23 protein-coding genes are annotated in these 23,378 nt (G+C 34.7%); 14 read left to right on the top strand and 9 right to left on the bottom strand.

Annotated elements, in window-relative coordinates; translation table 11 throughout:
• Positions 1–174 precede the first annotated feature (174 nt).
• The gene (locus J0H12_06605; GenBank protein ID MBN9413573.1) at positions 175–804 is read right to left on the bottom strand and encodes a zinc-ribbon domain-containing protein; all 630 of its coding nucleotides are present in this window, start codon (positions 802–804) and stop codon (positions 175–177) included.
• Positions 805–1,181: 377 nt separating this feature from the next.
• Here J0H12_06605 and J0H12_06610 point away from each other — a divergent pair, with 377 nt between their 5' ends.
• The 3 genes from J0H12_06610 (at position 1,182) to J0H12_06620 (ending at position 2,856) form a co-directional block, all read left to right on the top strand.
• Entirely contained in the window at positions 1,182–1,463 is a 282-nt protein-coding gene (locus tag J0H12_06610; GenBank protein MBN9413574.1) for a type II toxin-antitoxin system Phd/YefM family antitoxin, read from the top strand.
• Positions 1,460–1,768: a type II toxin-antitoxin system RelE/ParE family toxin gene (locus J0H12_06615; GenBank protein MBN9413575.1), complete on the top strand. Its 309-nt coding sequence runs from the start codon at positions 1,460–1,462 to the stop codon at positions 1,766–1,768. The genes J0H12_06610 and J0H12_06615 overlap by 4 nt, the downstream gene beginning before the upstream one ends.
• A 416-nt stretch (positions 1,769–2,184) precedes the next feature.
• Positions 2,185–2,856, top strand: a complete 672-nt coding sequence (locus tag J0H12_06620) for an SOS response-associated peptidase (protein MBN9413576.1) — start codon at positions 2,185–2,187, stop codon at positions 2,854–2,856.
• A 2-nt stretch (positions 2,857–2,858) separates the two neighbouring features.
• Here the strand turns inward: J0H12_06620 and J0H12_06625 are convergent, their stop codons facing one another.
• The 6 genes from J0H12_06625 to J0H12_06650 all read right to left on the bottom strand — a co-directional run bounded on the left by J0H12_06625 (position 2,859) and on the right by J0H12_06650 (position 11,614).
• Positions 2,859–3,647 carry a DUF4113 domain-containing protein gene (locus J0H12_06625; protein ID MBN9413577.1) on the bottom strand — a complete coding sequence of 263 codons (789 nt, stop codon included), beginning with the start codon at positions 3,645–3,647 and terminating at the stop codon, positions 2,859–2,861.
• 265 nt (positions 3,648–3,912) lie between these two features.
• The gene (locus tag J0H12_06630; GenBank protein ID MBN9413578.1) at positions 3,913–4,329 is read right to left on the bottom strand and encodes a CHAP domain-containing protein; all 417 of its coding nucleotides are present in this window, start codon (positions 4,327–4,329) and stop codon (positions 3,913–3,915) included.
• 48 nt (positions 4,330–4,377) lie between these two features.
• Positions 4,378–5,088 carry an IS6 family transposase gene (locus J0H12_06635; GenBank protein ID MBN9413579.1) on the bottom strand — a complete coding sequence of 237 codons (711 nt, stop codon included), beginning with the start codon at positions 5,086–5,088 and terminating at the stop codon, positions 4,378–4,380.
• A 457-nt stretch (positions 5,089–5,545) separates the two neighbouring features.
• Entirely contained in the window at positions 5,546–6,016 is a 471-nt protein-coding gene (locus J0H12_06640; protein ID MBN9413580.1) for a hypothetical protein, read from the bottom strand.
• Between the two features lie 221 nt (positions 6,017–6,237).
• Positions 6,238–8,904: a hypothetical protein gene (locus J0H12_06645; protein MBN9413581.1), complete on the bottom strand. Its 2,667-nt coding sequence runs from the start codon at positions 8,902–8,904 to the stop codon at positions 6,238–6,240.
• Between the two features lie 70 nt (positions 8,905–8,974).
• Positions 8,975–11,614, bottom strand: coding sequence for a TIGR04141 family sporadically distributed protein (locus J0H12_06650; GenBank protein MBN9413582.1), 2,640 nt, complete (start codon positions 11,612–11,614; stop codon positions 8,975–8,977).
• A 218-nt stretch (positions 11,615–11,832) separates the two neighbouring features.
• On the opposite strand from J0H12_06650, the gene J0H12_06655 reads away from it, so the two are divergent.
• Positions 11,833–12,138: a HigA family addiction module antidote protein gene (locus J0H12_06655; GenBank protein MBN9413583.1), complete on the top strand. Its 306-nt coding sequence runs from the start codon at positions 11,833–11,835 to the stop codon at positions 12,136–12,138.
• 5 nt (positions 12,139–12,143) lie between these two features.
• On the opposite strand, the gene J0H12_06660 is transcribed toward J0H12_06655, so the two are convergent.
• Together J0H12_06660 and J0H12_06665 are read right to left on the bottom strand one after the other, a co-directional pair.
• Positions 12,144–13,613, bottom strand: a complete 1,470-nt coding sequence (locus J0H12_06660) for an AAA family ATPase (protein MBN9413584.1) — start codon at positions 13,611–13,613, stop codon at positions 12,144–12,146.
• A 164-nt stretch (positions 13,614–13,777) separates the two neighbouring features.
• Positions 13,778–19,225: an AAA family ATPase gene (locus J0H12_06665; protein MBN9413585.1), complete on the bottom strand. Its 5,448-nt coding sequence runs from the start codon at positions 19,223–19,225 to the stop codon at positions 13,778–13,780.
• A gap of 189 nt (positions 19,226–19,414) precedes the next feature.
• Here J0H12_06665 and J0H12_06670 point away from each other — a divergent pair, with 189 nt between their 5' ends.
• The 10 genes from J0H12_06670 to J0H12_06715 form a co-directional block, all read left to right on the top strand.
• Complete coding sequence (locus J0H12_06670; GenBank protein ID MBN9413586.1) at positions 19,415–19,714, top strand: hypothetical protein; 300 nt, start codon at positions 19,415–19,417, stop codon at positions 19,712–19,714.
• Between the two features lie 4 nt (positions 19,715–19,718).
• A complete protein-coding gene (locus tag J0H12_06675) occupies positions 19,719–20,081 on the top strand; it encodes a conjugal transfer protein TraD (protein ID MBN9413587.1) in 363 nt (120 codons plus the stop codon).
• A gap of 14 nt (positions 20,082–20,095) precedes the next feature.
• Entirely contained in the window at positions 20,096–20,323 is a 228-nt protein-coding gene (locus tag J0H12_06680; protein MBN9413588.1) for a hypothetical protein, read from the top strand.
• Positions 20,323–20,646 (top strand): WGR domain-containing protein, encoded by a 324-nt coding sequence (locus J0H12_06685; protein MBN9413589.1) that lies wholly within the window; start codon positions 20,323–20,325, stop codon positions 20,644–20,646. The genes J0H12_06680 and J0H12_06685 overlap by 1 nt, the downstream gene beginning before the upstream one ends.
• Positions 20,647–20,838: 192 nt before the next feature.
• Positions 20,839–21,519, top strand: a complete 681-nt coding sequence (locus tag J0H12_06690; GenBank protein ID MBN9413590.1) for a phospholipase D family protein — start codon at positions 20,839–20,841, stop codon at positions 21,517–21,519.
• Between the two features lie 118 nt (positions 21,520–21,637).
• A complete protein-coding gene (locus J0H12_06695; GenBank protein MBN9413591.1) occupies positions 21,638–22,147 on the top strand; it encodes a ProQ/FinO family protein in 510 nt (169 codons plus the stop codon).
• 113 nt (positions 22,148–22,260) lie between these two features.
• Positions 22,261–22,506 (top strand): type II toxin-antitoxin system ParD family antitoxin, encoded by a 246-nt coding sequence (locus J0H12_06700; GenBank protein ID MBN9413592.1) that lies wholly within the window; start codon positions 22,261–22,263, stop codon positions 22,504–22,506.
• Between the two features lies 1 nt (position 22,507).
• The gene (locus J0H12_06705; GenBank protein ID MBN9413593.1) at positions 22,508–22,801 is read left to right on the top strand and encodes a type II toxin-antitoxin system RelE/ParE family toxin; all 294 of its coding nucleotides are present in this window, start codon (positions 22,508–22,510) and stop codon (positions 22,799–22,801) included.
• A 117-nt stretch (positions 22,802–22,918) separates the two neighbouring features.
• Entirely contained in the window at positions 22,919–23,230 is a 312-nt protein-coding gene (locus J0H12_06710; GenBank protein ID MBN9413594.1) for an SOS response-associated peptidase, read from the top strand.
• On the top strand, positions 23,188–23,378 hold a 191-nt coding region (locus J0H12_06715; protein ID MBN9413595.1), incomplete at its 3' end, for an SOS response-associated peptidase family protein. The genes J0H12_06710 and J0H12_06715, both read left to right, overlap by 43 nt.

Consider the following 23,378-nt stretch of genomic DNA (forward strand, 5'->3'; position numbering starts at 1 on the left):
GGTATAGGCATCCTTTAGGCGGGTTAACATATCAGGAGAAAAGTTTCGTTCGTAAAATGAAAGTTAGAGAACCATATAATAAAAGAAGTTTTCCAACCTGTGGCCTAATTCAAAACGAACACTTTTGGGGGTTCTTCCACAGAATACCTGAATAACTTAAAAAAGCATTTAATTTTAAGACTTACCCCGTCCCCTATAGCAATGAACACATCCATTCCCCTTATTAACTCTTGATGTAATAACAGCTTTCCATTTATGCCCTTTGTTACATTTCCATCCTACTTTTTTATTACTTCCCGGAACAACTTGATCAGGCGTTAAGTCTCCATTTTCTTCATAATCCCACTCAGCAGCCACATTGGGATATAAAACTGCAAGATTATTACTCTTTCCAACCTTTCTATTACTACACTCAGGACAACCTTGACCTTCACTTCTTACACAAACTCTAGCTTCCCACTCATGGCCTTTCTCACAGAACCATGTCATGATTTTACTACTACGCGGACTTAGCTTATCAGTTATCACATTCTTATTTTTAGTAGGATGGAGTTGAGCTGCAAGATCAGGACGTAGATACTGTAAATTATAAACTTCCGTTGCGCGTCTTGATGTCTGACACATATGACATTTTTGATAATGGGCTCTCGATTCGATAGTTTCATACCAGAAATGTCCCTTTTTACATTTCCATGTACCAAGTGTCCTTTTTAATAAGTGAGGATTTTCAGGAAATGGTGTTCTATTATGGCCAGAGTCCCATTGTGACTGTATTAATTTATAAGGCAGGTTATTTTCTTGCAAGAATCTTCGTCCCATTTTCAATGATAAGTGAAACAATTTGTACTTAAATAAGGTCTATGCCCTTCCTTTTAGGTTCATATAATTTTCATCAACTCTCAAGCTATATCCTAGTCTTGGCTTCCAAATACCACATGATCCTCTTCTTAAGTTCCATATTGAATAATCTAGCGATAAAGAGTTATATGTTCAACTTCAACGGCGCGTTCTGACATCATTTCCTAGTTTCTATAAAATTTGGATGAATCCAAAAGTTTTTTCATCAGAGTCTTTAATAATTTGGGTGCCAACATTTTTTATTTATATATATGTTTGTACTTATAATTGTACTTTTAAAAGTACGAAATATTGTATATAATAATCTTATAAGGAGATCGTAAATGAAAAATATAGACCTCTCTCAAGATATTGTTCCTGTTTCTGAATTTAGGAGCCAAGTATCACACTGGATTAACCACATTAAGGATACTGGGCACCCTGTGGTTTTGACACAAAATGGGAAATCAGTTGGTGTCCTTTTATCACCACACGATTATGATGCTCTTCAATATAGAGAACGCTTTTATCATTCAATTGAAAAAGGCCTTAAGGATGCTGAAGAAGGCTTAACCTATACAACAACTCAAGTTAAAGAGAAATTGGTAAAAGCCCTTAAAAAATGAATCTTATATGGACGAAACAAGCTCTTGAAAGGCTTGAAGAGATTCAAGATTTTATCGCTCAAAGATCTTCCCCTTTAATTGCAGAAAATTTGATAAGTTCTATTATCGAACGAGCTAAAGCATTAGAAAATTTTCCTTCTATGGGGCGAATGGTGCCAGATTTGAGTAGAATAGAATTAAGGGAGTTGATTGAAGGAAATTACCGTATTGTTTATCGTTTATTTGACAGTAGTATTGTTATTCTTACCGTTTTTGAAGGGCATAAACTGCTACCAGAAAAAGATATTGATATAATGATTGCCTAAGACTGTCTATACTTTCAGGAAGATGCTCACTAGGGTTGGAAAAGAGGCGAGGTTAAATCTACCCATTTACCACTACACGCTTAGGCACTCTACGTACTTATTTAAAGCACTTATAAAGATAAGCTGTGTTCTAGTAATCAGGGTGCCTATAAACTTATTTTATGAAGCTGCTAAGCAGTAGTTAGATCTTTGCATTTAAAATCCTACTTCTTGAAGTAAATTCAATTCACTGTAATTTATATAAAATGCTGAATTCTTTGTGGATATCGTAAATTAATTGATTTATTATAATAAGAGTTACGTACCTCTCTCGATAAAAGTCCTTATTTGAAGCTCAAGTATAATAAAGGCAATTTTGTTGAGGTATTTCCTATTTTCTCTTACAGTGGCTAGTGAAACTTAAGGAGCATAACTCTTTGTGCGGAAGATTTACTCTCTTTGCTAAAATTAATGAGCTTAAAGCTGAGTTTAACCTAAAAGACGAAGGTACCTTCTCCTCTTCTTACAATATAGCGCCCTCTCAAAGTATTTTAATTATTTCCCAAGATACAGAAACTCATGATAAGCACCTCCATTTAGCTCATTGGGGTCTTATTCCTTCATGGACCAAGAATCCAAATGAAGCGCCGAAGCCTATTAATGCTCGCTTTGAAACTTTAAAAGAAAAGCCTTATTATAAGAAAGCCTTCCAAAAACAAAGATGCTTGATTCCAACTTCAGGATTTTATGAATGGACCTCTTCCAATGGAGCAAAGCAACCTTATTTCTTTTACATGAAAGAGTATAAACCTTTTGCGCTTGCTGGAATTTATGATTACTGGCTAGGGGGTGACGAAACTGTGGAGATTGTCAGTGCAGCTATTATTACAACTGACGCGAATTCTTTATTAAAGCCTTATCACGCTAGAATGCCTGTTATCATTGAATCCCATAATTATAACCATTGGCTTGATCCCGAAAATAACAATACGGAAGAATTGATGGCGATGCTCTATCCTCGAGAGTATACTGAACTTACCTGCCATGCAGTAAGTCAATATGTGAATGCACCCAAAAATAATGATCCAAATTGTATTAAGTTTGCCTAAGGTTATCTTACTTTTGCAAGTTCATTCCAAGAAGTTGTATATTTTGAGGAGAGATGTTCTCTAGATGTTAATATTAAAGCTTTCTGTCCGACAGCTGCATAGCTTACAGCTCTCTTGCCATACTTTTTGTTAAGGTGATCAATCGTTTGCATAAGGATTTCATGTTTATGTGAAGGACGCGTAAAGAGAGAGTATTGTACTTGTTCTTTATCAACTAGTTCCATTAAACAAACTCCTGCCTTCTTATAACTTAATCCAACTTTAAAGATTTTCTTTAAACCTTCCTTAGCTGCTTTTAAAAGATTGGGTGTGTAGTCCGTTGCAATATCTAAATGGATAAGATGAGAATTTGAATAATAGTTTTCTTCTGAAAATCTATTTGTTTTAATAAATACCAACACTTGAGCAGTGACTCTCCCTTCTCCTCTTAACTTCTCAGCTGCTCTTTCGACAAAAGCTGAGATGGTACTTTCTATTTCTTCGTATTCTGTTTTAGGCTCTTTAAAAGAACGGGAAACTGTAATCATTTTCTTAGCATCATTCTCTTCTTCTAATTCATAAGAGATTTTGCCATTAAGCTCTGTGACGATTCTTTCTCCGACGACACCCATCTTTTGACGTATCCATTTAGGAGGGGATTGTTTCAGCTTGAGTGCTGTATCAATATTATGAGTTAAAAGGTACTTGGCATAATTGTAGCCAATCCCCCAGATATCAGTAATTGGAAACCTTGCAAGAAAAGAATCAATTTCTTTTGGGTTTAAAAGCGCAAGAAGGGGTCTGACAATCAATGGAATGAAAAGTTACTCTAAGGTGGTTACGGGGTCATTCTTACTGGCCTATGGCATAGCAATATAGCGGTAAAAGTTAGCTCTCGAGATTTTGAGCAGCTTACAAATCTTATCAATGCAAAATCGGATGATTTTACGTAGATACCATCAAGTGTTCGAATACAACAATCATTAATGTGAGGAAGGATCTTGTTGCATTTCCTAACCAAACTGAAAGACCCTAATTCCTGCCATTTGAATTTGATAATGGATGTCTCCTGAGGGGCTAAGACCAACGAATATAGCCTCTAATATGCTGATCTTTATCCCGATTAAATACTCCTGAACAATTATGATAGTTTCCTTCCGAAGAAAGTATATGGCCTTCTTTATTTTCAATGACAATCCCTATGTGGTCTAACTCGACGTCTTCAATAAGATGGTCAAACAAAACAAGGTCACCTGGTTCAGGATCTTGAGAAGAAGGAATAAAAGTATTTAGTTGTAAGGCCCATAAATACCATGTTTTAACGCAGCCAAGCGTCCCTTCATAGTGAAGAATGGGTTTGATGTTTAGTTCGATCCCTACTTGATTTAAAAGGTAATACACGTAGGCACAGCACCAGTCATATCCAACCGCGGTGTCTAGGTATTTGGGTTCCTTTTGTGCAAAGCTCTCTCTGAAAACCTTTAAATATGGCACCGTCAACTTAACGAGAGCATGATGGATTTATGGTTGATGTCTGATCTTTTAGGCATCAAGTATCTTGAGAGCCGCCTTGAGCCAAATGGCCTTGGCGGCAGCAAAAGCAAATCGCTGTTCAGAGGCTTTCTTCTTGTATCGCCCCACTTCTACTGCAAATAGATTTCTTACCTTTCCCATAAGTGACAATAACCTTTGAGCCCCTTGAGTTGATTTAAACTTTATCAAAATCTTCTCTTTTCGTCGTGTGGGCTGATGAGCATTCTCAGCTCGATTGTTAAGTCTCTTATGCGTTCTATGATCAACCTTAGGACACATAAAGCGTATAGGCTTAATATAGCTTTTCAACTTATCAGTGATGATCACTCTGGGAGTAGGATAAGATCTTAATAATCGACTCAGAAATCTAATGGCTGACTTCTTATTTCTGCGTTTTTGAAGAAAGACATCTAGCTCTAGTCCTTCTCGATCAACAGCTCTCCAGAGAACAAACCACTGTCCATTAATCTTAACATTCATTTCATCAAGGTGCCATTTATCAAAAGGAATCCTCTCACGTTTCTTAATAATATTTAAGAAGTGATGAGCAAATTTATGGCACCATTCTCTAATTGTTTCATGACTCAAAATAATTCCTCGAAAAGCCATCTGTTCTTGAATGTCTCTGTAGCTGTTATTAAACCGGTGATAATGCCATATGGCTTGGTTAATAATGGATAAGGGAAATCGGTGACGCTTAGGAGCTTTCGTTAAAGACATCAAACAACTCTACTTTAATTGCAACTGTAAAAAATCTTATCAGAGAAATTTATGAAAGTTAAGTTGACGGTGCCTAAAATTTGTAAGCTCCTTAAAATCTCAAGAGCTAGTTTTTATCGCTATGTTGCTATGCCAGAGATAGATAAACCCGACAAATAGTCCCTCCTTAGAGAGATTTTTCATTCCAATAACTATAGACCTCAAGGATCTACGGAAAAGTTCTTGAAAAACGCCCTACATCTAAATTGTTTCGCTATTTGTTTGCAAGCTCATATAATGTTAATGTGTCTTCTATAGACATAAATCCTCCTTCTTCTTAACATTAATTAGGTAGTTTTCATGGCTACTTACACAAATTATTTTACAGAGCCGAAGATATGACAACAAGCTAACTTTATAAAGCCAAGCATCTTATTTTAAACCTTGCAATATGGACCGATCCATATATGACGGCAAGCTAATCAGAGTCTGAGAAATCACCGTTTAAATATTTTTCATATGGATTCACATAAAATGCATCTATTTCTTTTTGAAGAGGAGCCCATTCTGCTTCAAGGATGTTATGCTTTGTGCTGTCTGTTCTGTAAAAATACAATGCTACAGGGACTTCTCTTTCTGTTGCAATTTCATGTGTTTTTTTCATTAACGCTCTCACAAAAGCTAGGTGTATATCTTGAATTCCTCTTATGTAAATAGGTCTAAGATTATTCTCGCTTGCGCCTCTTAGTATTGTTGCACCAAGTCTACCATAATTTGATTTCATGGAAGGTTTTGTAGGATCCGTATCTTTGCTTTCAAGACTTATAGTAGCACTAATATGGTGCTCATTGGAGTCATCGCCAAAATCATATTCATATTCGATTTTCATGGCTAATGCATTTTTAAAAATAAAAAGCATCAAAAAAACATAAAAAAATCTTGTAATCAATTTAGTTTCTCCCCCTGTATAAGATCTGAGAATTAAAGCTATTTAATCTCTTTTAGAAAAAAATAGATACACTTCTTAATGTACTGTTTTCCACCTTAAAGAACAACATTTTTTATAATCACATAGATGCAATTTACATATCTATATCAGAAATTATTTGTTTTTCTAGTTTGCTCTGAAAAACAAAATAACCAATTGAAAAGAATTTAAAAAATTAGGGATTAGATAAAGAAAAAATACAGGGAAACAGTTGTTCTTATGGTAGAATGTTGCAGATTTTCTATAAAAGAGGTGAAGATTAAGAAACAATTTAGTAATAAATAGGCCTTAGAGTAACTTTTCGTTCCTATGATTGTCAGACCCCATATACCATCCAAAAATAAAGTTATATTCCTCCAATTTACCCAATTTCTTCCATGACTACCACTTTCAATATTAGCCTGATGAGTTACATCATGTAGATGTGCAAAAGCATTTCCCATCATGGAAAATTCTTTCACTTTGCCTTCTATCTCCCAAAAAAACTTAATAATTTTAAAAAAATCTGGATCATTCATATCATGACGGTTTACATAGTTATTAGCTTCTTGCATGAATCCTAAATAATGACGGATCATTGTTAAATGATGCTCTACTGAAAGTGCAATATTTTGATCTTTAAAGAATATTTCTCTGTTACCTGAAGCTCCTCCTAATACATCATGAATCATCTTCAGAAATTTTAAAATCTCTTCACTCGCAATAACAGAATTTTGAATAATCGTTCTTACATCATCCGTGCTTTTATCTTTTTCTTTTTTAGTGTGTTCATTATTTTTTGGTTTTCTTATTTTTTCCCATTTATCCTGCCATATTTTTATAATTTTTGGATCTATAATGCCTATTTCTTGTAATTTAGCTTCAAGATATTTAAAGGTAGTAGCATCATTAAAAACAGTACCTCCTCGATCATCTTTTTCAGTTAATTTTTTTAAAGAATATCTTACTTCTTCGCTTGTTAAAATTTTAATACCAGTTAATGTCTTTAATAAATCTTCTGATTTTTTTTCATGTTCTTCTTCTTCATTACCTAAAAATCCCTTGGTTTTTATAGTTTTATATGCTTCATTTAATTTTTTCTTTGTGTTTTTAGAAACAGGTAAATTATCGACATTTGCAGTAAATTCTTTTTGTTTGATATTCTCATCAATAGGTCGTTTTCTTTCAATGACTGCTCTCACTAATAATAGGCTATCTTCTGGATTTATATATAAATCGGCAGTATTTATTAATTCTTCTTTATCATCAATTGTAAGGTACAGAGGATAAAGCATAGACATAAGCTTATCCACGCCTTTTCCTTCGATACGAATTAAATTAGTTTGTGGCGCCTTATAAAAATTTTGTAAAGAAGACCAATCTTTTGGAAAAACATCTAATGTATGCTTAGCAAAATCGAAAAGTTCACTAAAATCTTTGAGTACAAGTGGAATTATGCTTTTTTCTTCCTCTAATGCCTTAACTAATCTTCTTTGAAATGAGAGCCCGTGTTGGCCTGAATCACGTAATCTTTTTAAATTATTCCAAAAATCTGGATTTAAGCTTGCAATAGTGGGCGAAAGATTCTTAGAAATTTCACCTAAAATATCCATAAGTCTTAAAATTACATGTATTGACGGAACGCAATTAAAATCAAAATTCTCAAAAATTCTTATAATTTTATGTAAATATGCGGCATCTGCTCCATAATTGCTTAATAGTGATATAGACGGGAAAGATGGAGCATCATCAGCTATTTCAATTGAGACATCCTCTCTTAAAGCTGCTTTTATTTCTAAGATTATAAACTTCTCAATAAGCCCTATAAAATGTTCAGACTCCTCAACGATCATCGGTAAGGCTTCATGTAAAATCTGTCTATTTTGTGGTAAAAATAAAACATCTTTAAATATTGGAGAAGTTGCATGCACGCTTACTAGTCCCAGATTTCTCAACATCATCCAAGGAACCAGTGCATGAGCAGAATGATTGCGATTTGAGAGAAGCTTTTTTTTCTTAGAAACAAAGCTTGATAAATCTAAAGTTTGGAATTTATATGGAACATTTTCATTTATACATAATAGACTATTTAATATTGTAATTAATTCCTCTTCTTCAGTATTTGCATTAGGAGTTTTTAATTTCCTAATTTTTTCTATCATAGGAAGCGTTACTCGCAAATGTTCACTAATATCAAAATACCTTCGAAAAATTTTCAGATCCTTCAAATGCTGCCTGAAATTATCAATATTCTCTTGCATTGTGGCATTATCATTTTGTCGCATAATTTTAAGAATTTCATAAATAGATGAAAACATTAGAGGAGAAGATCCTACAAATAACCCCTCATCATCAGGAGCCCACTCAAAAAGCGCCCTGCTACATACTTTTAAATCTAACGAAGGAGATATTTCTTGAATTATTTCGATAGCTTCAAATGTATCCTTTTCATCCTTGTGCCCTAATCTACTTTCCTCGTAAAGTATATAGCGGGCAGCATGTTCAATAAAACAATTTCGAGTAAACAATAGTAAGTTTGAAGCTGGTATGACATTGGTTAATACACTTATATAATTTTCTAGTGAATTTACCACATTATCAAAAATACTTAAATGATAACGAAGATGATAAGATAGTTTTGATGGAGATTCTATTTCTGGTACAAACTCTTGAGGTATATTAAATTTGAGTTTCAAAGTTTCAGTATTTGGAACTGTTTCTTCAAAAGATACTTCATGACTATCATATAAAATGTACTTATTTTTTTGAGTAATTTCATCATTAAAATGATTAAAAGATAAACTTGAAAAGCATTTAAATGAACATTCTAAGAATAAAATAAATGTTATAATTAATATTTTCCAATGCATTTTTTATATCCCATTATATTTTCTAAATGTATTAAAAATTAGAGAAATCTCCTTAAATAGAAAATTTATATCATACATCATCCATTGTTGATTCAATACCTTCCATTTTAGATGTAGAAGAAAAATCAATTAAAGCTGAATTTTCTGATTTTAGTAATTTTACTTCAGCAAAGATAGGAAGACTGGAGGATACATGTTGAGACGTTGGGGATAGATCATGCAATTTCATTTTTTTGGAGCCAGGTTCAGAAATGATATCAATATCTCTGTTCGTATTGTCACCCACATCCGTTTCAACAATAGTGATTGAATCTCTTTTACGTTTCTTAATAATTTTCGTTTTATCTTTTATAAATACAACCTTAAAATTAAAACCTTCTTTTTCGATAATCTTTCTTGTTTGATCTACGCCCCAAAGCCGTTGCTTATTAAATTTTGTGCTTTCAGATCCGTCTTTTACTATAGCTTGGACAATTGTAATATTTTTTCGGGCATTTTGAGAAAGGACCCCTTTATGTTTTTTGGCTAAAGATGGATGTTTTTCTAAAAAAGCCAATGCTTGTTCAAATAAACCTTTTATAAATTCTATATTTACTGATTCGATTGATCCTGATGTTTTTTCAGAGTCGCTTATTATTTTGCTATATGAAATTAAATCTTCTATAGCGTCGAAACATCTAAATAATGCATCTTCATATGGTTGAAAACGAGCAATTAATGATTTTATTTCAGTATGTTCTACAATTTTTTTTATTAATTTTCTTGTTCCTTTATTTACGTTTAGAATCTTTTTATAAACCATATTAATGAATTCATTGGATTTTTGTTTTTTGGTTTTACTTTCTATTGAACTTAAAAATTCTTTTCTTATATCCTTAAATTTGTCTTTAAAAGTTGAGCTCCAGGATTGTTCTGTTTGTTTAACATTTTTAGGATTTTTAGGATCGGGGCTTGTTTTTATTGGAAGATTAATATGCTTCTTGTAAAAATCTTGCAATATCCCCGTAATCAATAAACCAGGCAAAATCCATCTATCTAAATTTTGACCGAGAAATAAAGCGCACCTCTCAGCTTGTGTTCGATGATGATCAAATTCTCTAGCATTTTCTCTTTTTACATGGATCAGATAATATTTTTTATCTGCAAGTTGCATAAAAATATCTGAAAATTCAAATTGGTTTCCTGTTCCCCCTAGGCGAGCATTTTCACGATCAAGTAGTACTGCTTCAGCAATAGGTTTTCCTGGGCCTATTTGTGCTTTCATTGTTTCTATTATAGATTTATTATATGCTAATTCTTTATAGTCTTTACTTTGAGTGTCACCTTGTTCAGTTGTATCAATCTCATAATCTGGCAAAAATAAATCTTCTTGCTCAACCGTTATTTCATCGATTCTTTTACGAATTGCTCGAAATCTTGTGGGGAGTATTCGATACCATGAACCTCGATCAAACCAATAAAAATCTTTACCAGACTGAATAGGTAAGGAACGTATAAGTTGGAGCGGATTATATTTTTGACCTCCAATTACTATTGTGATTAATGGATCTTTTCTAATTTTTGTTAAGATTGAAGAAATATCACTTTCTCCTCTTGCACGAAACCAAAAAGACCAATGCAAGTATAACAATTGATCTTTATCGAAGTATTTTTTCCAATTATTCTTAAGTAAGGTATCAAGTTTAATTTTATTTTCACCTACAACGGGCTCATCTAAAAAAGGTGTAAAATCTTTATGAATAGCACTTTCTGAATAATGCTTATAAGCTTCTCTCGCAACTTCGTACATAGATTGGCTATTATCAAAATCTTTCTGACCTTTAGTGGCTAAATGGAATTTCAAGAAATCATCACCATCTAAAAGGGCTCTGCCCCAATTTTTTACTGGCTTGAGTCTTACTTTTTCAAGGCCATCACTAGCTGGATCGATGTCAAAATCCCTAACTGCTCCTAAACCCTTTTGTTGTTTTCCACTGCCTCTTATAGGCTTTGCTTGTCGGTGAGTTTCTGTAACGACTTCCTTAATGCTGGTAAGCTCATTATTTTTATCTTCTAAAGTCGAAGCTACACCAATTGAAGCTACTATTTTTAGTCCAAACCAAGGAACTATGGACGACGTATTTAAAAGAGAAGGCCAGGTTCCTAAAAGATAAGACAGCATTTTATTTGGTTCATTTAATACAGGAAATAATAACATTGAAGCTGTATATTCAAGTTCATCCTCCTCCTCGGCACTAAAAGAGGAAGATATGTCGTCATCATCTTCGTTTTCGTAGATACTACTTTCACTGCTAGATAAAAATTCCTTCTCCTCTTCTTCACTCTCATCTAGAGTAATTTCATCTCTCTTAGAATCTTCTCCTGATAAAAGAGCTTGTGTTAAAAAAGCAGAGCGCAATATAGGTTTTCTACATTTCATTTGAACTATAAAATATTCTGGAAGATCATCTTTTGCTGGAAAAGACTTACTCTCTATGGAGCGCTTTTTTATTGATTTTGTGTTAATATGAACAAATGGTCGAATAGCTTCAGGAATTCTATCATCTTCCTCTATCTCACAGCTAACCATCGATTTATCTAAAAGAGCAAGTGTATAAGCCGTAGGAGTTTTATTTGTACATTTATAATCATTTAGTTTGAATTCTGTGGCTGAACAATTTATGGATAAAAAATATAGAAGAAAAATAAAAAAATTATATATAAACTTCAAACCTTATCTCCCCTTTTAATGTTCTAACTTGAGCTTCTTTTAAAGTTTTAATTTTTAGAACTTAACAAAAAATATTCATCAATGCTTACAAGGAAAATCATTAACATCCATGAGTAAAATCTACTTAGGTAGGAATTTCATTACCTATGGGTTGACATTTTCTAATTTCTTATTTATCGTTTCGTTATGCGAAATGCTAATTTATGGATGATAAATAAATGACTGACCAATTCACTACCCCTCCAGAATCACCAGGACTTTACTTAGAACGCAAATTTATGGTCCCAAATGGTCTTAGCCAAAATAAATTAGCTAGAGATCTAGATGTAACACCCGCAAGACTCTGTGAAATTATTAGAAATAGACGCTCAATAACCGCAGATACAGCCTTAAGGCTTGCAAAGTATTTTAAAACCCCTGCCCGCTTTTGGCTTGAACTACAACTTGAGTATGATCTTTATAAAGCTAGAATGAAAAGTGAAGCCGTCATTAATATGAGCGTGAGAAATAATCCTCTCATTTAACCGTTTTATATATTATGCTTAATTTTAAGCGGATCTTCATTCGCAAGAAAATCTCCGAAATTTATAATTTTCGTAAAGTATCCTGCTTCTTCTATACTCTCATGAACGCCATTGACATGAATAAGTATAGGCCAACAGGAAAATCGACGTGGTAATATCAAACGACTTAATTTTTCTTTCATCTCGTGTACAATATCTATTTTTAATTCAGCTTGTGAAAATTTGATCTCAACAGCAAATAATGTATTGAAACGCGTTTGAATAAGATAATCAATCTGACAACCTGGAGTTTTCACTGTTTTACGTTGAAAATAAGGGTTATCCGCCACGATATCTTGTGCTTTTATTCCGAGCTGCTCCCAAATTTTGGTGCGATTTTTAAGAACTAAATTTTCAAATTGTAAGCCGAGTATAGAGCGCCACCCTGGAAGAATATCAATCCCGCTATCCTTAAACCGATCTTGAAGGATTTTGGGTTTATTGGGCTTAATAAATTTCAAATAAAACCTCATGTAATTATCACTAAGACGAAAATGACTTAAACGTGAAGGCTTACCTGATTTAAGATCCCAAGTATAATCACGTGCAATAAAGCCAGAATGCATAAGATCTTCAAGATAACCACTCACAGATCCACTTTTTTGATATTTTAGAGTTTCACAGATTTCATTAAATTCCATAACCCCATTTGCTAATGCTTCTATGAGGGGCCGGTAAATCTCGCTTCGCTTCTCAAACAAATCGTGAAATATCAGATCAAATTCATTGAAAAGGATGCCATCTTTGCGAAAGCATAGGTTTTTAATATTATCATCAGCATTTAACTTTGGCTGTACTTGGCTTATATACCAAGGAATTCCACCTGAAACAGATAGCACCTTAAATGTTTCATACATAGAGCCTAAGAACCCTTGAGCTTTTAAAAGGGCATGACAATCGTGTAAAGGGAGTTCATCTAAAGTTAGATATAGGGATATTCTTCCAAAAAATGCTGTACTGCTAATAACATTTTTCTCGATCCAAGTTGAAACAGAGCCACATAGAATAAGGATAAGGTTGGGATTCTTTTGAAACTCAATATCCCACGCATTTTTTAGCTTTCCTAAGAAAGTTGGGTCCAGAGATCCCATCCACGAGATTTCATCAAATAAAATTACAACTCGACCATGTTGCGCTTGTCTTGCTAGCAGAGTAAATAAATCACTCCAATCCTGGGATTGAATCCCTGGTAACCCTATCTGATTTCCAAGTTGTTTTGCGAAGATATCTCGCTGTAATTGTGCATTCGTGCCCTCTGCTGGAGGAATTCCTGAAAACGAAAAGAAAGTTTTTCCTTGAGAGAATCTTTCTATAAGACGACTTTTTCCAACACGACGCCGACCCCTCACGACAACTAAACTTGCAGATTTTTTTGTGAATAACGCCTCGAGTCGCTCAAGTTCATCTTGTCTACCAACAAATACAGAGGTGCTCATAGTGTATGCCTTCTCACATTATAGGAAATCATACATTATGTGTTTGATATTTACTAGAACATTTTTCTCATAAAACATTCTTTCCTCCGTTTTGTGAGAAACAACAAAGATAAATGTTTTAATCTACCACATAGCAGGTAGTGAATTAGTTATGTGACAAAATGTTATCTTTCAAATGAAGATTCATGCTTGAGTGTTTTGTTCTGTTGTTCTGCAATTGTTGTTATTTGTTTGGCGATCTGTTTATCCTCAAGAAGAATTTGCCGCATTAAAGCTTTATCTTGAGAAGCTTTCGAAATCAGCTCATTAAACTCTTTCTGAGCATCCTTCAAAATTGATTCAGATGAAACATTATCAAGTTTCCAAGTAAGTGATTTATATTTATGGATAACTTCATAAGAAGTGAGTGGCTTAGCTGCTTCCTCATTAGTTTCAGTATTTCGAAGAGCTGCCTCAGGATTTTTCCTTAAATATTCTCGTTTAAATTCTTCTTGCCAATCTGATGGAAGAACAATTTTTTCTTCTCGTGGCTTTTGTTCCTGAGCTTGAGAACTTTTTGAAGCTTCATTATTTAAAAAATCTTCTTCTTGCGGCGTAAGTTTTTTGTCTTGTGAGGGTTCATTCCAAGAGCGAGGAGTTTCAGGTTCAATGGTGGAATTTTTGCTTTCAGATGCTGTGAATGCTTTATTCTGTTCAAAGTAGGTCCGCACAGCTTCTGCATTTTCTTCTTTAAGAACGTCATTAAAGTCACGGCCTTTTTCTCCTTGAGGTCTTATAATTGAGACCTTGAATCCTTCTTGTTGTAATTTCTCTAATGTTTTTTCTGATGTCTTCCATGCCGCAGAATGAGGATCATCTGCATCTGCACAGAGGATAAGGGGCTCTTCTTTCTTCAAATGAGCATTGATATGACTCATGTTCGAAAGGCCTAAAGATACAAGTATACTACCCTTTATTTGAACTTCTTTCAAGGATAATGCTGTTTCAATTCCTTCTGCTATATAGGTGGGACCTTCACTAACCTGAATCTCTACAACAGTTCCTTTAATCGTTCCTAAAGAACGCTTTTTGACCTCAATATCTGCTTTGTTAGCTGTATAAGGGTCTAAGCATGTGACTTGTACCGATGAAAGCTTACCCTCAACATCTCGCGCAAAAGAAGCTAGTGTAGGAAAAGTTTTATTAGAATCATAATCCTTAAATTGAGGGATAAATCTTAAATCTTGTGGAAGTTCTGCAGTTTTAATCTTACGGTGTTCTCTTAAATACTGCTCAGCTATGGTTCCCTGGATAGGTTGTGATGCTTCATAAAGCTTGTTCGTCTTTTCCTGAGATTTTTCTATTTTTAATTGTTCTTCTCGTTCTGCTTGAAGTTTAAGCTCATTTTGCTTTTTTTCTCTCAATTCCCAATTGATATGCATGATTTGAGGTGCATTAAGTTCAGTACCAATCTGCTTGACGGCTTCGCCATAGGTAAGGTTTTGAGAGTGGCTTACATATTTAAATATGTCCCCTCCTACTCCAGCAGAAAAGTTATACCAAACACCTGTATCTCTATTGATCACAAATCCACCTTTTGAACCATATCTGATTTCATTTTGATGATAGGTACTTTTAGGAGTTGAGACCCATCCATCAATATGACGCGCAAAAATACCTTCTATATGTGACCTATTTAAACAAGAAAGCACTTCTTCACGCTCATAGGTATTAATTGTTTGCTTGTTTTCTTGGAAGTTTTGTCTTTGACGTTTTAAATTATTGCTGAACTTAGATTTATCAGAGTTTCGATCTTTAACGTTTTCCGACTTAAGAATATCCCAGTTAGGTGAAGTTTTCTTGCCTTCTCTATAAGCTGATAGATCTTTATAGGCTTTATCAAGTTCATCAATCGTTTTAATCGATAAGTCTTTACCTTCTTGGTGAGCCTTAAGCCAACCCTGCTCAAACTTAAGCTTCTGAAGATCTAAATTCTGTTCTTTTAAGAGGCCATAAAGGCCTTTATCAACACTCCCCTGCTCTTTCAGGATAAATGAGACGAGCTTATCAGCAAGCTGTGTTCTCTCTTCAATACTCTGAGTCTCCCCATAAGAGCCAATCAACTCTCTGACTTCTCCAAATATAGCATGCTTTAAGAGAAGCTCGCTTTTAAGACTAAGTTTTTCAATAAAAGGTTGCGTGTTGCCGTAATTAGAGACAATTTTATAAGCAAGCGTATCTCTTTGATAAGCGATCTCTTGATTCTTCAGTTGATTAGACTCAAGAATTTCTGACAACACAGCCGTACTTCTCATTTCTTTAAAGTGTTGAGAGAGAGCGACACTTTGATGTTGAAGTGATTTATACTCCAAGACTTGCTTATAATGAGTCCTCTCTTCAAATTTAAGCGTATTCTCAAAAGCTTGTATTTTTCTTTGATTTATATATTGCTCAGCTTGGCCCAGGACAGATTTAAATCCTTGGGGGCGTTTCCCCTGAATACTACCGCTATGTGTCACATAAGCTCCATTCTGCTCGCTGACTCTGAATAAAGGTTTATACAACATCGGAAAGCTAGCGATCTCATAGGCAAGTTCATTTCGCGTGTCCTTAATCGTGGCGTAAGCCTCATATTCTGGATGGTGATATGATAAAGAACCTGGATGCGTCTTCGAGATCTCTTTCCATAAGTTACGTGCTTGGTGAGAGATGTTGAAGTAAGTCCCAACCTTATCGAGTGCTGTTTCTTCTACAGCGCTTAAAAGCCTTTTACGAAGTCCTGCTTGAACTTCTAAGGTTTCTCGTCTCACCCCTGTCTGGTGCATAAAAGGAGAGCATTGAACCCAATTCTTGAGAATCTCTGAAGCATCTTTATTTCTTGTTTGAACGAGCTCGTTATAGTGGCCCCATTCTTTACTTAAAGAGATTTTTTTACCTTCTTGATCTGCTTGTAAAGTAAGATTATCAATCTTTGTCCTTAGATTGCCGGCGTCTCTAGAAATCTCCCAATAATGTTGAACAAGATTAAAGTAAGGCTTTTGATGGTCCGCAAGATCAAAATCTGTTGAAAGCCCTTTATAGTCAGATCTGGCCACATGAGAGACCATCCCTTTCAAATCAGAAGCAATTCCTTTAGAGACATACCCTTTAAAAGATTCTTTGTGACGAGTCAGCCATATGAGTAGTTGATTGCTGTTAAAGGAGCTAAAGAAGCCATAAGAATAATCAAAGGTCGCTCCTTGAGATTTGTTAATAGTGACGGCATAGCCATGGGTCAGAGAATCATAAGACTTTGAATCGAAGCCAACGAGTCTCCCATCATGAAGCCTGACTTCAACAGTTTGTCGCTTAAGATCAAAGGACTCAATGACCCCTAGAGTGCCATTTTTAATGCCCTGCCCTTCACCTTTTCCTTTTTCAAGGGTTGTCACATGTCTTTCTTTATGATCATTTTCAAGAAACATGACACGATCCCCTGCCGCAAATCGCCGACCATAAGCAGATTTTCTGAAGTGTTGAGTTTTAGGACCTTGAGCGGATTGTTGTAGATTAAGGATTCCCTCTCCTTCTTGTCCAAAGATAAATTCCTCACTTAGCTTACCTTGAGATCTTAACGCACCCCTGAGGAGCTCATTAAGTTCAACAACGTCTTTATTTTTCTGAGCTAAAGCCATATGAGTTTGATGAGGCGCTTGCGCAATTCCTTCTAAGTAATCTGCAACAAGAGATATTTTACTTTCAAAATCTCGTTCTCTAAAATCAAAATGACCGCGTTCATAATAAGGTTTTAATCCTTCTTCAATCCGATGCTCATTTAAAAGAGCGGATGCTTCCCGCATCCATTGCTCTTTTTGACGAACAACACCTTTAATCTCATAAGCGCCCACCTTCTCTTCAATAAGTCGTGCTGCATCAAGCCCATAAAGTGCTTTAATCTGCTTATTATCTTGGACAATCCGAAGTTGTGCTCCTGACCTTTCAACTTCTTGGAGAAGACTTTTCCATAAAGAGCCATGAACCATACTGCCTTCATCAAGAATAACCACATGCTTATCGGTTAAACGCCATTCTTGAAGCCGTTCGACTTCTGCTTTAGCTTTAACAAGAGCTTGCCCCTTAAGCTCTTTATTCTCAATGATAGTTTTTAGTTTATCTTGGGCATTCCATCTATTATTCAACTGATCAAGCGTATAGCCTTCAATATTTAGTTCATTTGCCAGTTGATCAGCAACTTTACCTTGAAAGGCAGTGCCAATAACATTAAATCCTGATTTTCTGTAAGCCTCAACCACAGGCTTAAGAACAGTACTTTTTCCTGTCCCCGCTTTCCCTGTAAGAACGCTTATGGCTTTATTTGAGAGAAGGTGATCAATGGCACCTATCTGCTCTTGCGTAAATGTTATCTCTAGTTCGTTTTGGATCTTCTCAATTGAATTAAACTTATGTTTTTCAGCAATGTGATGTGTTTCTCTTTGCTTCAAAAGAACAACTGTTTCAGAAATTGCAGTCTCATGTTTTTTCATCTCATGAGACGTATAAAAGACTTGTCCTTTGATATTCTCGCCTAAATAAATAGCATGTTCTTCAGATAAAATTTTTGCAGTAAAACTATCAATAGTTCTTACGTAATCCTCTTTTTTGAACTGAATATTCTTGCTCTCATAGAGAGAATTGTCGTTTAAAGTCTTCCCAATTATGGCAATAGATGGGATCTCAATTCCATCAACTTTAGCCTTAAGAACTGCGTAAAGTTTGTCATCCCCACCGACGCGTTTGAAGATTTCTTTAGCCAGATCTACTTGTGTAAAGACAGCTTTTTGAGACGCTACAACTTTGATGATTTCTTCAGGATGCTTAAGAAGTATCTCGAGGTTTTTTTGTCGGACTTCTTCATTATCTTGCACATTTTGGCTTAACTCTTGAAGGCGATGTCGAGCATTTGGTCCTAAATGCTTTGTGGCAACAAGTTTAATGCCTTGATCTTTATAGGAGCGATGATCGAGGTGATAATCATACCCCTTCTCTTGTGCATATTGATTGCAGATATCTCCCATCTGCTTACGCATCTCAACAAGTTGTTCTCGCTCAATTACAAAGCGTCTTTCAGAGAAAGATCCTTCAATGAGAGGACGAGTTGTTGCAATGATATGGAGATGAGGATTCCCCTTCATATCATGAATGGCATATTGAGCAACTAAACCATTACTCACATAACATTCTTTGACAATCTTACGCGCAAGTTCTTTCAAATGCTCTTTATCAGTAATCTCTATAGGAAGTGCAAAATCTGCTTTAAAGCTCGTCTTACAAGAAGACAAAAACTTCTCTTTCCCTGCTAAACTTTTAGCATTTTTCTCAGAGTCTTTATGTCCCTTAAATCGCTTTTCAGCGATGTAATCTTCAAATCTTTCGACTTCATTCCACAAGGAATTTGAATCATAAACCCAGTTAGGTGAATTCTCTGGTGCAAGTATTTCTGAATACAAAACATCATGTGCTTTTTTAGAATAATCCCAAGACAAACCTGTACGTTCGTCTTTCACAATCGATCCTGAGATATAGGCAGCATGAGAGCAAGCGGATCCTCCCCCGCTTCTCGATGTATAACTCATATGTGAATGATAAATAGCCATACGATAATATATAGCCGCCGGCAGGGCCGCACAAGACGAATTTTAATCGTCGTTAAGTGCGCCTTTAGAGTTTTGGCACAAAACTCTTGCAGGACTGTCGTTTTTCTGCTTATATATTTTTGTTCTTACAAAGCTGTGGGGAGCTTTCCGAAGAAGAATGGATTAACTATTTCTGGAAAGAAGATAATCATGCAATCTATCGATATAAAACTCTCTAAACTTGACGAAAAAATTCTAAAACTAGAAAAAGAAAAAATAGAATTACAAAAGAAGAAGAATGAAGAATTCTTATTCCTCTTAAATAAGATCCCTACCATCAACCTCGAGCCTATGACACTTATTGGGGGACTTCTTCACGTTGTAGATGAAGCCAATAAAAAACCAGAGCTTAAGGAGAAGTGGCGATTCGCTGCTCAAAAATTTTGTGGAAGAACACTCTCTCGTAAAGAATTGCAAAAAGCTTCATCTTCTTCACAAAAAAGTGCATAAGCTTATGCAACAACTTAATAAAAATTCTTGGGGCTTGGAACATCTAAAGCGCAAGTCAAAGAGAATAAAAATTTCTGATCGTAAAGCAGAGAATAGAACTAAAATACAGCTTGGTGGCTTGATATTAAAGTCAGGGTTAGCATCTTTTTTAGAGATAGAACCTGGAAAAGACTTACAGCTTGATCCTATTGCTCGAGAGAAAGCAACAACGCTATTAGGTGCACTCCTATACGTTACAGAACATTTAAATAATGATATTGATGGCGCCCTCAAACAAGAGTGTTCTCATTTGGGCATGAAAGCAATGGTTCAACAATTCTTAAGATCAAAAGATCATAAATCATTTTTTAAAAATGATTCTATCTAATGAGAGGAATAATAATGAATCTTTCTCAAAATAAGTTTGAAAAGCTGAATCAATTAATCCAAACAGCTCTTAATTCTTCAAATGATCCCACGACAAAAGCTCTTGCAATTGCAAGAGCATCAGGGGCATTCAAACAAAGAAATGTCATCTTTGTTCATAACAAACTATACTCAATTGATCCTTACAATCCACATTACTCTTTGCTATATCTCAGATCGTTAAATTTACAGAAAATCGATTAATGCAAGCAGAGTTTTATCTTAAAGCTGAGGATAAAGAAGCTAAAATTTATAGATATTATAATATCATTTTACTTCCGACTCTTTTTAAAGACTTATCCCTTGTCATTACATATGGCAGAACAGGTTATAAAGAAAGGCAGAGATCAATTCAGTTTATAGATACTCAATTACTCGCTAACAAATTTAAAGAGATCCTTAAGTCCAGACTTAAAACTGTAAAAGGATCAGGGCCTTATTATAAGATTGTAGAACACCACTATGACTCAGAATTTAAAGATCAAATTATGTCTCGGCTTCCTTTAAACTTGTTCTCCGAGTGTTAGAGAAGGCGCTTTTTCAACAAGCATTTTCTTGCCTAATATAAAGTTTAGGAGATTCAATTAAATGATTGCTTCTTCAGATTTACATAGGCATCACACGCGGAAAAAACTTGTCATCTTAGTCGAGCAAAAGAAATCTTTAGCCATAAATGTGAAAGATAAGAATAGGAAAAGAAGATATACAAAGTTAAAAGAATGGCCTGTAATCTGACACAACTGAAAGATAAAAGTATGTTAAGTTTTTTAAAAAAGAAATTTTCTTTTTCCTTGTTGATAATTTGCTTCTCTGGAGCACTCCTTAATAGTTGTGTTGTTACAAATGAACCACAGCCGATTGTTGCAGTCACATCATTAACTGAAGAAAAGCCTATTATTGATGTTTGCTTCAGCCCGGAAGGCAACTGTCAGTCAATTATCTTAAGCCTAATCAATAATGCTAAAGCTGAGATCCTTGTTCAAAGTTATAGTTTTACCTCTCAAAATATTGCAAATGCTCTCATTAAGGCTCATCAACGAGGCACTAAAGTTGAAATCTTGTTTGATCGAAGCCAACTCACAGCAAGACACTCACAGATTCATAAAATGAGAAAAGCAGGAATTGAAGCGTTTGTTGATCTAGTCCCTGGAATTGCCCATAATAAAGTAATGATTATTGATGAGGAACTAGTGATTACAGGATCGTATAATTTTACGCATGCAGCAGAAACAAGAAATGCAGAAAATCTGTTAATTATTAAGGATCTACCAACCGTTAAAGTTTACAAAAGAAATTGGGAAAATCGGTATCAAAGAGCGAAAGATCTGAATTTGCAAGATGGCATAACTAAAAAACTCATCATGCATAAAAAGCCAATTAAACCAAAGTTGACTCTTTAATACGAAATGCACAATATTTAATCATATGCCTTTAAAGTTGAGAGTATAACCTTCATATAACCTTTATCCACAATCCTGTCCCCAGAATTTGAGGATAACTTTTTTAGAAAGCTGATAAATGACAGAAAAACTTAAACTCACAATTAAGAAGCCCTTAAGCTTAAATAAGCAATCCCAACTCTTTCAAGCGCTGAAGCCCCTTCATGAGCAAGCGAAAAAAGAAAAACATCAAGACTTGCAACAGCAAAGACAAAATGAGAGAGAAGCCAAACAGAAGAAGAGAGAAGAAATTAAAGTTGCTTTAAGATGGCTTTATGAACAATTCCCTGCGTGCTTTAATCCTAAAGACTTAAAGCCGCTTAAACTTAATATTGATAAAGACCTTTTTTCTTTCCTTGAAAAAGAAAACTCTCCTTCAAAGGTTAAATTGAGAGACGCCCTTACCTATTTCACAAGTAACGTTCATTATCTTAAAGCTATTATTAACGGCACCCACCGGTATGATCTTAATGGCCAACAAGCTGAAGAAATTACCCAAGAGCAAAAAGATTTTGCACAAAACAAACTTGAGAAAATTCTTCAATCGATAAAAACTAAAAATCAGCATAAAATTAAGTCTTCTAGCTAATAGATAACAGACAAAAATTTAAGAACCCTTAAAAAAAATCTTATAACAAAAATTGCTATTTTTTGTTATTACTGGTATCATGTTTTCATAAGTTATTATAAGGGTATTATAATATGAATATTTCTCTTAACCCAAATCTTGAGAAGTTTGTCCATCAAAAGATTGAAGAAGGTTACTATAACTCGGCCAGTGAAGTTGTACGGGATGCGTTAAGGCTTTTAATTGAGAAAGAAATCCTCTTTAAGCAACAAGTCGATAAACTTAATCAAGATATTGCATTAGGTCTTACTCAACTTGCAGAAGGCAAAGGCATTGAGGGTAAAAATGTTTTTGATGAGATTAAGGCCTTAAAAAAATAGCATGTCTTCCTTTATCTTTTCCCCTGCCGCAAGACAGGACCTCATTGAAATATGGCAATATATTGCAGAAGAAAATATAGAGACTGCCACTAAAATTCTTTCTAAAATCGAAGAGAAGTGTCATATGCTGAGTGAGTTTCCTCACCTTGGACATCAACGCAAAGATTTAACAAATCACCCAGTCTTATTCTGGCCTGTATACAATTATTTGATTATTTATAAACAAGACACGAACCCTTTAGAAATTGTAAGAGTTCTTAACGGATATCGTAATTTAATAGATTTATTACAATAAGTTTTACCTGTTTTGTTAAAAGGCCTTATTTGAAATCAAGTATAATAAAGCTTCTTCTGTTGAGTTATTGCCTATTTTCTCTTACAGTGATTATTGATACTAAAGGAGCATAATTTTTTGTGCGGAAGATTTACTCTTTTTGCTAAAGGAGAAGAACTTAAAGCTGAATTTAAGCTTACAGAAGTAAGTGCTCTTCCCTCTTCTTACAATATTGCCCCTTTTCAAAGTATTTTAATTATCTCTCAAGATGCAGAAACTCATGATAATCACCTTCACTTAGCTCATTGGGGTCTCATCCCTTCGTGGACCAAAAATCCTAATGAAGCCCCAAAACCGATTAATGCCCGCTTTGAAACCTTAAAAGAAAAGCTTTATTATAAGAAAGCATTTCAAAGACAAAGGTGCTTAATTCCGACTTCAGGATTTTAGAATGGGCTTCAACTCATGGAGCAAAACAGCCTTATTTCTTTTATATAAAAGATTATAAACCTTTTGCGCTTGCAGGCATCTATGATTACTGGCCAGGTTGTGAAGAAACAGCAGAAATTGTAAGTGCTGCCATTATTACAACTGACGC

The organism is Candidatus Paracaedimonas acanthamoebae (assembly GCA_017307065.1).
GTDB classification, from domain to species: Bacteria; Pseudomonadota; Alphaproteobacteria; order Caedimonadales; family Caedimonadaceae; genus Paracaedimonas; species Paracaedimonas acanthamoebae_A.